This window comes from Staphylococcus sp. EG-SA-10 (assembly GCF_017151945.1).
Lineage (GTDB): Bacteria > Bacillota > Bacilli > Staphylococcales > Staphylococcaceae > Staphylococcus > Staphylococcus aureus.
The window spans coordinates 1-13,744 of sequence record NZ_JACVZJ010000026.1; the positions used below are offsets into that span (position 1 = coordinate 1).

At 33.2% G+C, this 13,744-nt stretch carries 9 protein-coding genes; all 9 read right to left on the reverse strand.

Annotated features, from left to right (window positions below):
- Positions 1-335: 335 nt before the first annotated feature.
- The 9 genes from IDG45_RS12170 to secY2 all read right to left on the reverse strand — a co-directional run bounded on the left by IDG45_RS12170 (position 336) and on the right by secY2 (position 13,727).
- Complete coding sequence (locus IDG45_RS12170; RefSeq protein WP_000088195.1) at positions 336-896, reverse strand: cysteine hydrolase family protein; 561 nt, start codon at positions 894-896, stop codon at positions 336-338.
- A 166-nt stretch (positions 897-1,062) separates the two neighbouring features.
- Positions 1,063-2,958 carry a cell-wall-anchored protein SasF gene (gene sasF / locus IDG45_RS12175; RefSeq protein ID WP_001151911.1) on the reverse strand — a complete coding sequence of 632 codons (1,896 nt, stop codon included), beginning with the start codon at positions 2,956-2,958 and terminating at the stop codon, positions 1,063-1,065.
- A gap of 241 nt (positions 2,959-3,199) precedes the next feature.
- On the reverse strand, positions 3,200-4,558 hold the full coding sequence (gene gtfB / locus IDG45_RS12180; protein ID WP_000593168.1) for an accessory Sec system glycosylation chaperone GtfB: 1,359 nt from the start codon (positions 4,556-4,558) through the stop codon (positions 3,200-3,202).
- A complete protein-coding gene (gene gtfA / locus IDG45_RS12185; protein WP_000158408.1) occupies positions 4,551-6,059 on the reverse strand; it encodes an accessory Sec system glycosyltransferase GtfA in 1,509 nt (502 codons plus the stop codon). Before gtfA ends, gtfB begins: the two co-directional genes overlap by 8 nt.
- A gap of 17 nt (positions 6,060-6,076) precedes the next feature.
- Complete coding sequence (secA2, locus tag IDG45_RS12190) at positions 6,077-8,467, reverse strand: accessory Sec system translocase SecA2 (RefSeq protein WP_000680960.1); 2,391 nt, start codon at positions 8,465-8,467, stop codon at positions 6,077-6,079.
- Complete coding sequence (asp3, locus tag IDG45_RS12195) at positions 8,457-9,416, reverse strand: accessory Sec system protein Asp3 (RefSeq protein ID WP_000916733.1); 960 nt, start codon at positions 9,414-9,416, stop codon at positions 8,457-8,459. The genes secA2 and asp3 overlap by 11 nt, the downstream gene beginning before the upstream one ends.
- Positions 9,394-10,962, reverse strand: a complete 1,569-nt coding sequence (gene asp2, locus IDG45_RS12200) for an accessory Sec system protein Asp2 (RefSeq protein WP_031927704.1) — start codon at positions 10,960-10,962, stop codon at positions 9,394-9,396. Before asp2 ends, asp3 begins: the two co-directional genes overlap by 23 nt.
- Positions 10,952-12,505 (reverse strand): accessory Sec system protein Asp1, encoded by a 1,554-nt coding sequence (gene asp1, locus IDG45_RS12205; protein ID WP_000873220.1) that lies wholly within the window; start codon positions 12,503-12,505, stop codon positions 10,952-10,954. The genes asp2 and asp1 overlap by 11 nt, the downstream gene beginning before the upstream one ends.
- A gap of 10 nt (positions 12,506-12,515) precedes the next feature.
- Positions 12,516-13,727, reverse strand: coding sequence for an accessory Sec system protein translocase subunit SecY2 (gene secY2, locus IDG45_RS12210; protein ID WP_206171636.1), 1,212 nt, complete (start codon positions 13,725-13,727; stop codon positions 12,516-12,518).
- Positions 13,728-13,744 lie beyond the last annotated feature (17 nt).

A 13,744-nucleotide genomic window follows, 5' to 3' on the forward strand; every position in this document is an offset into this window, starting at 1 on the left:
AATTCATGATTTTATTCTTTTCTTTAATCATGAAAGAATTACATTAAAAATGGCTGATTCTGTATAACAACAAAACCAACCATTAATTTTAATTATTTAATTGTCTACTAGACTGGGTGCAGTTCATATTTCTGTTCATAAGTCCGATTTCTTATTCAATTAAACCCGAGGCATTCAGTTCGAACGCCTCGGGTCATTTTATATAAATATATTATTTTATGTTCAAATGTTCCTCATCATATCCGTTTCAATTGCCATCTCACACATTTTATAAATATGAGCAAATGTACTTATTCTCAAACATTACTGCCGAGCTTTAATTGACGTTATATTAACTATAAACTACTTTTCCATGACTCTACGGATTCAATGTCACATGAGCGTGATAAAATTTGTTCAATAATAAAGTCATGTTTATCATCTGATCTATCACCAACAGCATCTTCTAAAACAGTAATATAATAGTCTTTATCTACACTTTCTAATGCCGTGCTCAATACAGCTCCACTTGTAGAGACACCCGTTAATACTAAATGATTAATATCATTTGCACGTAAATAAACTTCCAAGTAACTACCTGTAAATGCGCTAAAGCGTCGCTTAGAAATAATCGGCTCATCTTCTAGTGGTGCTAAGTCTTCAAGTATTCGTGTAGATGCATCTGCTTCAGTAATCGCATATCCTTGAGCTTTAATTGTTGAAAACACTTTATTACTCGAGGAGACATCATTAAAATGCTTATCTAACACTAAACGTATGAAAATGACTGGTATTCGATGTTGTCTTGCTGCTTCAATTGCTCTCTGATTCGCTTTAATAATATTTTTTATTCTAGGTACACTACTCGCTATACCTTCTTGCATATCCAAAACTAATAGCGCCGTTTTTCGAGACATCTTCATTCTCCTTTACTTGTGTAGTTCTAAGTCGTTAAATTCATTATAACGTTAAAATGATGGACAATCTATTCATTGCATTTTGCATATACTTCACAATAAATTAAGGGGAAATAAGACGTCTTATATACTTAAAAAATATATAGATGCACTTCCCCCAATATAATTATGCTTTATTTTTCAACTTATTGCGTCGTGATAACCAAATCATTAGTACACCCATTGCACCAACAATTACAGATATAGGCAACCAATGTTCTTTTATCGTTTCCCCCGCTTTAGGCAAAGATACATTACCATCAGCATTTAATAATCCACTTAACAATCCATTCCCTTTACCAAGTGTTAACGTCTTTTCTGGCTTTGGTGTGGGTATATCTGGAATACTGTCTAATAAATTTGATCCTTGATTCATTAAATTTGCTAACTTATTTAAATCTGTCGTTTTCCCATTTTTATTCAATCTATCTAGTAAACTTGGACGATTTACTATTGGTGATAAAACATAGTCTATATCTTTTTTTGTTTGATTGAGTCTCTTTTGTAAATTCAATAAATCATCCGCTTTACCATTCAATGCCGATTTAACTAAATTAAAAATTTTATTTTGATCTGTTTCTATTTTAGTAATTAAATCTGCCAGTAATTTTGCCTTTTGTCTTTCTATACGTGTTGCTAAAATCGTTTCAATTGCTTGTTTTTTATCTTTGGCATTATTCAAAATTGCTTTTAATATATCATCTGAAGACGTGTCGCCAGTTGATGCAAAATGTTTCTTCAATTGGTCAACGATTTGGCGATTTGATAATCCTTTATTCGTCCAATCTTTAGCCAATTTATCTGCTTCAGCTTTTCCTAATTTCGTTTGTAAAATTTGAGAAATCAATAGCGACTTATCTTGTGATTGATCAATCAATGACGTTAATAAATCATCACTCGTTGTCAGAGATAGTTGATCAATATGACGAGTAATTTGATCTGCAATTTGTTGATCTGTTTTACCATCAACACGTATATCTTTTAGAATTTTATCTGCCTCGTCTTTATTAAATATACTTTCTAAAATGCTTTGTGTAGCATACTTTTTATCATCATTACGTGCAAGTTCTTCCAAAATAATATTTCGTTGACTTTTTATACGCTCTTTCGTCTTATTTACTTCGCTCATTAAGTCTGATTTTTGATTTTTAGGAAGTTGCGTATTTGCAATACGTTGATCTAAAGATTGTAACGTATTCAGTTTATGATATGTGTAATGTTGCGTTGAGGCATTACTTTTAGCCATTTTTTCAATCATAGCATGATTAATTTTATCGCTTCCTTGTAATTTATCAGTGAGTCGATTACTATGGCTTTGATTCTCTTCATTTGGAAGAAATTTATTTAACACAACATGTCCAGAACCATCATTATTTGGTGTTTTAGCTACTTCATGATTATTATCTGTTGTAGACACTGCTGGATCTTTCGATGTATCTTTCGATTTGCGTATTTGTTGATTCAAATGGTCTAAGTCTTCTAACGCCTTATCTACCATTGCTTCATCATTTTTATCATCTTTTTCTCCATGTTTTGTTGTAGCCGTTTGTGACATATCATTTTTCATTGCATTAAGATCGTCCTCGCCACTTTGTTGACCCCTATCAACCTTTGAAGAAACCTCATTTAAATCTTTAAGCAATTGATCTAATTTACTGTCTATATCACTTTGACCGTTCATTTCAATTTGAGAACCTTTATTGTCTTTGCTATCCAACTCATTAGCTCGTTTTATGATTTCATCTATTTGCGATGCTGTTTTCGCTTCATTTAGTTGTGCTTTATAATGTGCTTTAGATGAAGGCGATAACTGTTTTAATTGCTCAATTTGACGATTTGCTTTGTCAACTTTGTCTAATAAATCTTGCTTAGATAATATCTCTTTTGAAATTTCAGTATCATTTTCAGATGCAGCTTGGGCATCGTACGGCAAGATATTCGTTAAAATGATACTAGTCACCATCATTGTCGAACACGATAACTTTACATATAATTGAAACGGTTTCCCTCGATATTTAGCCATCAACATACTCCTTTCTCACTTACTTCCTTAAAAGAATTACATACTATTATATACCTGTTTACAAGAAATTTACACTTATCTATCTAGTTATTGTTGTTAGTAATTATCCACTTATTACTTAGCTTATATTTAAATAAACAAAAAAAGCATGACGTAATATCATATTGTCCATGTCGCTAACATCATATTACGTCAAATCTTTTATATTAAATGATGCTTTATTTTAGACTGCTTTTTCTTTTTAGCTTTCAAGCGCCTGTTTAAAAACTTGCTCGAATTGTTCACGCGAGATTTCGTGTGCATGTGCTTTTTGTGCTAATAAAGCATCTCGAAACTGTTGTTGATCTTTCAAACTTTCTAACATTTGTATTAATTGGTCTTTACTTTCCATTGTTATCTCATCATTATGCTCAAATAAGTGCTCTGATAGTGTTACTTTAGCATGGTGTGCTGTTTGACGATAACCTAAAATCAACAACTCATAGTCAAACGCTTGTTCCACCGCATTTAAAATTTCATTACCCTCATTGATATCAAGATAAATATCACATAACTGGTATAGTTCATTTACCCTGTCTATATTAATAGATGGGTATAAGTGCACATTAGCATATTGATCAAGTTGCATTAGCTTATCAGACATCTCTGTAATAGCAGCGATGTAAAACTTAAAATCTGGTAAAGTTTCAACCAATACCTTGATGTTACGAAGTTGATCCGAGTTAGTTAATATTACAATTTCTTTAGTATATCTATTACGACTACGATAATTATATAGATATCCGCCTTGTAAAATACGAGATTGAACCTTTGCGTCTGCTATATTGAGCATCGTTTCATATTCGTTTTTATCTGGAATAATAATATTACAATGTCGTTTCATATCACCTTTACACATCAATTGCATATTTCCTGGGACATTACCATCGCACTGTTCTTGCCATACCAAAACATCACTACCATTTGATGGCAAATTATATAACACTGAAAATGGTAGGGCTAGTGAGTTAATAACGAAATGATGTTCCGTAATTTCAAGTTGCTTGATAAAAAATAATACGAATGCGAGCTTTGAAGGGAAAAAGTAAGACTTCCCTTGCCAATCCAATATGACATCAGATGTTACAAAATTTTCATAAATCACTTCTTTACCTTCTGCTGTCATATATTTCTTCAAGATCGCTTTACGATTTAAATCGTAAACAGTTTGTGCAAATTTAATACCATTCTTAGAATAATAATCGACAAATCGGACACGTTGTTGGTCATCAAACCATTCGACACGACTAACAATTCTAGGGCGCTCTCCACTTTGATAAAATATTTTGCCTCGTAGACGTCCCATATCATTAATTGTAGCCGAATTGTTGTTACCTTTAATTTCCCAAAAAGCTGGTACAGTAACCTGATTAAAAAATCGTGGTTTCATATTTTCTGAATTATGATTATCTGCAAAAAATTGATACGGTGATATAACATCGTCCGGTAAAAAGCCATTGTCATTGAGTACAATTGTTAAATCTTCCTCTAACTTACTGGCTTTAAAAGACTCATATAACTTTCGTGAATGATTGTTAAAGTAATCAAATAATTTAATCATGCAGCACCTCTTGAACTAATGTTTCCCATTTTAAAATAATATCTTGAGTCATAAATTGCTGTGCCACTTCATAAGAGATGTCATGTGGTGTCTGAGGACCATTGTTAAAATACATTACAATGGCATGAGCTAGTTTTGCGACAACATCATCCACACTATCTTCATCGGTATCAAAAGGTACCAAGTAGCCATTTTCCCCATCTCGAATAAAGGTTGGGTTACCATAATTCACATTTAATCCAATCATACCTAGTCCTGAGCCTACCGCTTCCATTAGTGTTAATCCAAAACCTTCGCTAGTTGATGCAGAAAGAAATAACTCATAATCAGTATAAATTTCATCAAGTTTAACATGCCCTAGTAAACGAATATAATCTTGCGCGCGGTGTGTATCAATAATTTTACGCAGTCGCGTCTTCTCGCTACCTTCTCCATAAATATCAAATGTTAATTCTGGCACTTGTCGTTTAGCCACGATAACTGCTTTGACAAGCCAATCAATATGTTTCTCATTTGCTAAACGAGATGCACTAATCATCGCATATGGCTTTCTTGATAATGTTGGATATGATAATACATCAATGCTTCCCACAGGAATAGTATAAACACGTGGGCGATAACCTTGATATTGCTCAAATTGTCGACAAACCATATGATTTTGAATATCTGTTGCTGTAATAAAGAAATCAATGTATTTAGCTTTTGAAAATTGATATTCATAATAATTGTTCCATAGTATATGCTGCTCACTCATCATATTATTACTATAATGATCAGCATGAATCACAACACCAACTTTACTATCACTTTTATGCTGCAAAACAGCCTGACCAATATCAGAAGCGCGGTCTAATATGACAATATCGTCTCGGGTTAAATTCAATCGTTGTAAAAAGTATGCAATAAATTCCGTTTTGTTATACAACACCGCATCTTCAAACACATATATAGAGCTGTCTCCATCAATATATTCGTTATAAGCGATGGAACCATCTTCATTATAGAATTGTCGCATATATAATTTCGCTTTATTATCAGCTGGTGCATAATACTCAGAAAATATGCGTGTATAACTATAAAAATCTTTACGTACTAACATACTATTAATTACAAATTCTGCACGATCCACAATGTCTTTTTGCTCATTTTGCAGATAACATGTTACAAATGATGATTTCCCATTAAAATATAGGCGGACTATCTTACCATTTCTTTCTCTAAAACTAATATCATGACCAAGCTCACGTTCAATGTCATCTAACGTGTACGTTGTTGGTGCTATAGAAATATCACTAAAATACTGATACAACCAAATAACTTCTTGATCTTCAAACCCAATGTTTTGCGTTAATGTCTGTATGTTCTCTGACTGTATAAAATCTAAAAACACAAATTTAGTGTCTTGATTTGTACGTCTCAATAATTTAGCACGGTAAGCTTGTGCATATTCAACACCGCTACTTGCCCAGCCTATACCAAAGTTTATATTATATATTGTCATGCGCTACCCCTTTTCATTTATGGAAAATGTATAACTGGCATACCCTCTTTATCAAATGTAATCATGCTTTGACAAATATTTTTCACCATTCTTTTTTTGATATTTCGTGTCATAACTTCAAATGAATCTAATGCAACTCTATGGTATTCAAAAATAGCGTTACGTTGCCCATTTTGTCGTTGATTAACGCTTGCTTTTAATTGTTGTAAATAGTCGACTTGTTCTAACCAACATGAATCAATTGCTTTCAAAAAGACTTTTTGAACAAAAATATTATAATAATATGCACTTTGCATGTTTTTACGATTCAAAGCTACTTGCTTTTCAAATTGCTCTAATAAAAATGTCACTACTGCTTGCTTATCTTTAAAATTAACACAAGCCACATCTTTATTAAATTGGAAACTTAAATTTTGATAAATATACTCGACAACACGCGATTTTGTTAGCACCTTTTCCTCATTTACAAACATTTCAAATACATCTTTAGCTAACGCTTTAAAATCTCGATTCTCAGCATCATCTATTTCTAAAACTCGATTGCGTTCCTCGTATACAAGATCTCGCTGTATACTAATGCTTTTTTCAAATTCATTAGCCATTTCACGAGCTTTAACCCCTTGTTCTTCCGAGATACGCTGCGCTTTAACTACAATTTGCTTAACTTTGCGATTAAACAAACTACTTTGCGATAATCGTTGTGCATCTAATGAATATAATTGATTATTTTCCGCTAAATTACTATCGCTCCATCGCTTAACTAAATAATCATCTAGTGAAATATATATACAAGATGATCCTGGATCCCCTTGTCTACCAGAACGACCACGTAATTGCCTGTCTACACGGCTATTTTCCATATGCTCATGAATAATAACAGCTAATCCACCTAATGCTTCGACACCTTCACCAAGTTTAATATCTGTGCCTCGACCTGCCATACTAGTCGCAACAGTCATGGAACCAATTTGCCCTGCTTCAGCTATCATCTGCGCTTCTTTTGCAACATTTTGCGCAATGAGTAAATTATTAGGAATATCCATTTGGAATAATACTTTCGAAAAGTATTCAGCCGCTTCAGCAGTTCTCGTTATGAGTAAAACCGGTCGCCCCGTTTCATGAAGTTCAACTATATCATGAATCATCGCGATGTTTTTCTCATCAACTGAACGAAACACTTTATCTGGTTCATCGATACGTTGAATCGCTTTATCAGTTGGTACTTGTACGACTATTTTTGAATACAAATCAAAGAACTCTGATTCGCCTAATTTTCCTGTAGCTGTCATACCTGAAAATGATCCAAAAAGTTTAAATAAATTCTGGAAGGTAATTGTTGCCATAACACTTTTATCTGTTGAAACCTCCATACCTTCTTTCGCTTCAATAGCTTGGTGAAGTCCAGCTTGCAACTTAGTTCCCGGTAACATACGCCCTGTAATACGGTCAATTAAAACAATATCACCATTATATACGAAATAATCGACATTAGATTCAAACAAATATTGCGCGCGCAGTGCTAGATTAATATTACGCACTAGGACCATCGCTTTTTCGCTATATAAATCTTCAACATTAAAGTATGATTGTGCCGCTTCAATACCTTGATTTAACAGCCATATTTCTTTTTTGGTCTTCTTCATTTTAAAATGCACGTCTTCAATCAATGTATCCACAAACTCTTTCACAATATGAAATAGATTTGATTGTAATCTTGGTGCGCCCGAAATAACTAATGGTGTTTGCGCAGCATCTAAAATGATTGAGTCCACTTCATCAATAATACCGTAATTTAATTGTGGTAAAAATTTTCCTTCCGCACTATCTGCCAAATTATCAATTAAATAATCAAAACCGAGACGTCCATTAGTTGTATATATAATATCATGTTCATATATATTACGTTTTTCCCCTTTTTGATACTCATAATCCACAATATCAACAAAACCTAATGAAGCAGTTAAACCTAACCATTCATATAATGGTTGCATCTCTTCAAAATCACGCTTCGCTAAATAATCATTCGTTGTAATTAAATATGTTCCTTTTCCCGAAAGTGCATTTAAATATAAAGGCATCGTTGCTGTTAATGTTTTACCTTCGCCTGTTTGCATCTCCGCAATGTTACCTTCATGCAATACAATCGCTCCGATTAACTGAACTTCTTTAGGATACATACCTAATACTCTCCAGCTCGCTTCACGCGCCACTGCATAAGCTTCAGGTAACAATGTGTCTAGTGTATCAACTCCTGATACTAAACGTTCTTTAAATTCTATTGTCTTTTGTTTTAACGCATCATCAGAATATGATTTAACTTCATCGCTCCATGTATTGATGCGTTTCACTATTTTTCTAATCGACTTTAGTCTTAATTCGTTTATCGTAACATCTAGTTTATGTTTCATTTACTTCCCCACCATTCAGTTTCGATACATCTAAGTAATCTAAAAATCGTACTGGATTCATTAAACGTGACATATAATTTAGATGGTTGTCTTGCTCTTCTTTAAAATAAACCTCGACATTTGTATCTTTTAGTTCATGATTTCCTGGGACATGTTCTTTAAACCAATCTTTTAAATCATCATCTTCATGGCTTGTACGATACACTTTGCAATCTAAATGCTGAGCGACATAAGTTGCAAAAACATTTGACTTTGACCCATAACTAATCAAATTAATAGCCTTTAGGGTATCTTGACTTTGCAAATCATTCTTTAGTTGCTTAATATTTTCCTCGATATTGTCGTCCATCCAACGTTCAACGAGCCAAACATGACCAAACGGTTTCAAAAAATCATTCGAAATAGTTGGATAGGCGTCAGATGGTTCTGCAATAATGACATTGATCCTATCATTTCCATATTGGTCATCACCTATCTTCGTCACCCGCATGCTTTTATACTCTAAATCATCTTGATGCGTCATCTCTGTAATTGTTAAACATCTAAATATAAGACTCGTCGATGCTGCATTCATCATTTTTATTTTATAAGCATAGGCTTCATCAGGATATTGAATCGTAATACTATTTGACTTTACAATCTCAGTACTTAGTTTTGTGCCATTTTTATTATAAAAAATGATGATAAAATACACTGAACCAGCAGGCGTTGCATCAAAATCAAAATGCAATTTATAATGCTGTCCTCTACGCAAAATTGGTAAACTTGGCGCACTTTTATATTTTGAAAATTGTTTTAACATCAACCACTCATGAATCGGTAATCCAGAGGGCATCAAAGGATTTATAAAAGTCACTTCACCATTTGAAAATGATACTTTTGAGCCATACATAAATGTAGTTTGTGAAATATAATTCCAAGTAACTTTAAATGTTTTGTTTTTCAGCATGTTGAACTCTCCCAAACTTGTCTTCCAAAATAATGTTGTAAAAATTAACAAACCAACTTGCAATGGTAGGTGAATCATCATTATGTCGCCCAGGAATACTGCGATTCATCACTCTTGCTTGGTGTGCTGTCAATACAGGTAGTAGCTCTTGAAATGCATGTGAATCATAATCATCATGTTGCATATATGCTATGGCAAAAACAGTTTGTGACAATGATTTCTTTTGGAATGTTTGCCAAAATTTTTGATTTAATGCCTGTATCGACGCTTGAGATGTATCACCTTCATTAGACACCAGGACGTCTAATGCTGTACCGAACTCTTCTGGTCTAAGTAATCGCATATGTTCAGCAATCGTTCCAATATTAACAAGTGGTTTACCAACAATAATTGCCTGAGGATTTAACTGAGCACCATAATACAAGGCACCAAATGAACCCATAGATAAACCAGATAATATTAATTCATGTGATTTAAAATTCAGCTTTTCTAATGTCTCGTCAATAACATTGATAATACCTTGTTCATATTCAGATGAACCGATATAAAAGCTACCACCTTCAACACGAGGATCGCCGATAAGTAAAAACGGTGCATTCATACGTTTCATCATATAATATCCTTCGAAACCTTCCGCTGTTCGATAACCACTAAAATATACGTTTAGTGGTGGTTTCATATCACCAGGGTGGAAATAATAAATAAATTCCTGTCGTTGACTATCTACGAAACGACTACCACCAAGTAAAAATTGACCCATGTCTAATCTAGACCATCGTTTGTGTATAGGTCCTAAATGTACCGTCCCGTTGCCACGCGCCTTAACAGTTACACTTATATAAGCATCAAATGGTTTCGTAGGTATCTCTAAAGGACTGTCTAACATATCATCAGTCAATATGATTTGTTCAATTAATGCACCATCAGCGCCAGTCTGAATCAATCTAAATGTATATTGCAACTCGACCGCACCATCAATATCAAATTCTGGCCATATTTGAATGACTTTATCTTTATCGTAAACGAGATTATTTTGCCAAGATGCGATAGGTTTAAATTCTTTTCCAAATTCTCCACTCAACGTGAGCTCTGAATTACCTTGGTAAACGATATCTCCTTTAAAATTCGGATGAACAAGTGCTAACTTAGGAGAAACCTTATCTCCATACTGTCCTGAGAAACTAACTGCCTCTAATTTATTATTACGTTCTTCAATGTTTCGATAATGTAATGGTTGAACAACGTATTTTTGGACATTTTCGTCTTGTTCATATTCAACAGACCAAAATGATTCATCAACATACGTATTGTATGGTTCGCTTATCATTTGTAATAAATTCGTTAATGTCTCCGAGTATGGTGCTTGAATATAGATAAAATCAAAGCGCCCTTCTGCTTCAACAATCGCTTCAATAGCCTCTACATAACCACTATCAAATTCAAACAATCCAATATCGAAGTAATCCCAACTCACACCTTTTTTGCGTTGAAAAATAGGTTCTAAATCGTCTCCTCCAATTTGCAAAACTCTAAATTTACGTGGCATCATTTTCACCTTCTATTAACTCATCGAGCTGATTAATAATATTCTTAGAAGCATATGCATCTATTAATTTTAAAGAATAGGCGTACGCATAATTCCAATTTTTCAAATAAAATAAATAATAATTTAACGCATCATCTAATTCATCAACTGTATTTATAATACGGCCATTGTCATAATCAGAGACGTAATCTGTTTGTTGACCATTAATTTGTGGAATCCCAGCGCTAATTGCACTAATTTGTAAATACAAATCAGGTTCTTTTGACATATCTATCACAAGTCGCAACGTCCGCAATGCTTCTACAACATCATGTTCAGCATGTATCGTCTTAACAGCAATGATGTCATCTTGATCTTCAGGTGTCATTAATGCTGAAACATTAACATCCGCATTCTGTTTAGCTTGGTATTCCTCATTTACCGACGCAATACATTCACGAAGCCACATCGGTATGTCATTTTGATGGCGCGTTAATAAAATTAAACGGTAATTATCTTCTTGTGCGATATAATCCACAAGTCGTTGCATCATTTGTTGCAAATCAGCGTCACTCATACCATCTATCCATACACCTATAAATGTTTCCATCAATTGACTACTTATATTAGGTGATTGTCTCGTTTCAAATGGCGTGATTCGAATCATTGTATTCTCTCGCTGATACTTCTCTTGATGACTAATTAAATCACGTTCTAGTTGCACACTATCAACAATTAAATGGGCATTCTTTACGATAGATTGATATTCCTCATCTGACACAGTTTCATTTCTATTTTTAAAAAATGAATAACTTAATAATTTCGCCGGAATATGATTGGCTATTTGTCGATTGTGCCTAGCATCTGAAGCCACAATCACATGATCATCTTCGTGTATTTGTTGTGCAATCATTGCTTGAAATTTTTCTTCAATTAGTTGAGCCATATTGTTATATTCTATTTGTTGATAGTGATGTTGATATCTTTTTGAAACAGTGACTCGTCCATTTTTAAAGTTTTCATAAAGCACACAATCTCCATTAATCGTTAAATATTCTTGGTAAGAAGCCTCTCCCTGATCATCAAAATAACGTATAGCTGATAAATAACCTCTGTCATCAAAAATATAACGCCGTTGTAACTGATCTCTTTCAAATTCTTCAAACCAAATTGAATATCCTTCTTGACTAAAATAAATATTTGTATAGGTCTGTTCACTCGTCACACATTTTAATAAATACGGCGTGTACACAAACTCAACATCATCCGGCCATTTTAAGTGATGATAATTAATCGCTTGTGGCGCATGGTGACTGAATCCTTGAATTTCATCAAACACAGACCAATACTTTGTTTCATACAAATCATATCGATGTAAAAATGTTCTTATATTCGGCGCATGATTGAGAACAATCAGTTGATAATCTAAATTATTTTCAAGGTGCATCCCCATTAAACTAATCATATCGTCAAATTCCGTCTTATTTTGCGTCTGATAATACGGCACAGTCGTGTCTTGCCACCATCGTTGGTCATCATACCAAGCTGGAATAAAGTATTTCATAATTACCTCCTTACCAATACTGGTTTAAAAATGGCTTATATTTATCAAAATATAAATATGTACGAATTGTTTCTGCAATATTAATACTGATGTAAACTAATACAATCAGTTGTACTGAGAAATAAATTTCAGTAGATAAATGCGGTACAAACAATGTGAAATAAAGCGGTATACCAATAATGATTGTAACTAATGCCGATCCAAACCAACATACGCGTCGTGCTTGATAATTTAAGTAACGTTCTGTATCCTTACCAGGTTTAACTTCTGAAAAATAATTGCCACTCTTTAAGAAATCTTTTGATTTTTGTTTAGTATTGATTAAAAATCTCGATAAAAAATAACCCAATAACATTTGAATCACTAAATATACTGAAATACCAATTGGACTATCGAATGCCATCATTGGCATGTCATCTGAAACGTCTTTATTAAACATAGATAAAATAAAATGAATACCACTTTTTAAGAAAACAAAAGCTGAAATGCTCATCATTAATGTAATACTGCCTGCAGGATTAACCTTCCAAGACAAATAAGATTTCATATTTGTAGCCGAGACATTCATCAAATCAATATACGGAATTCTAACTTCTACTAATTCAATGAATAATAGGATAAACAATGTGATTATCACAAGGATGATTAACAACGCAATCACAATATGACTTGCATCTATATATTCCATTTTTTGATGCATCATTGATTTAATAATGCTAACCATTACAATCGGCATTGGTCCTGCGATGCCGTAACGACTATTTTTGTCAGCTAACCAAACTAATAACATCGTTCCAGTAACCAAAATCAATATTGTTAAGTAAATATTGTCTTGATGAACTCGTTCTTTCGAAACATATTCATGAATCACAAAATAACTTTGAATAACACTTAAAATTAATGTTAAGATGCGCTCTTTATAATGCTTCTCAAGACTTGTTTGTTTCATGTATTTATCCATATTCCGATAAGAAATCAGCATCAAGATAATCATTGATGTTAGCCACGGACCTAATCCCAAAGTAAAAATGTTTAAAGTATTAACGTCTCCACCCATATTAGAAATAGCTATTTTAAAAAACGACTCATGTTTTACTTGCATATCGTTATACGAAACGATAGGAATATTTGTACCTAATATATAAATAAACAAGATAAAACATGTGTAAAGTATACGTTTATATATAATTTTATATTCGTATTGTTGTAAAAGTTTTAACATGTTACACCTCTTTTATA

Excerpts from the sequence above, each read along its gene's own strand:
- secY2 (WP_206171636.1), bottom strand. The coding sequence starts at position 13,727 with ATGTTAAAACTTTTACAACAATACGAATATAAAATTATATATAAACGT.
- secA2 (WP_000680960.1), bottom strand. The coding sequence starts at position 8,467 with ATGAAACATAAACTAGATGTTACGATAAACGAATTAAGACTAAAGTCG.
- asp1 (WP_000873220.1), bottom strand. The coding sequence starts at position 12,505 with ATGAAATACTTTATTCCAGCTTGGTATGATGACCAACGATGGTGGCAA.
- IDG45_RS12170 (WP_000088195.1), bottom strand. The coding sequence starts at position 896 with ATGTCTCGAAAAACGGCGCTATTAGTTTTGGATATGCAAGAAGGTATA.
- asp2 (WP_031927704.1), bottom strand. The coding sequence starts at position 10,962 with ATGCCACGTAAATTTAGAGTTTTGCAAATTGGAGGAGACGATTTAGAA.
- asp3 (WP_000916733.1), bottom strand. The coding sequence starts at position 9,416 with ATGCTGAAAAACAAAACATTTAAAGTTACTTGGAATTATATTTCACAA.
- sasF (WP_001151911.1), bottom strand. The coding sequence starts at position 2,958 with ATGGCTAAATATCGAGGGAAACCGTTTCAATTATATGTAAAGTTATCG.
- gtfA (WP_000158408.1), bottom strand. The coding sequence starts at position 6,059 with ATGACAATATATAATATAAACTTTGGTATAGGCTGGGCAAGTAGCGGT.
- gtfB (WP_000593168.1), bottom strand. The coding sequence starts at position 4,558 with ATGATTAAATTATTTGATTACTTTAACAATCATTCACGAAAGTTATAT.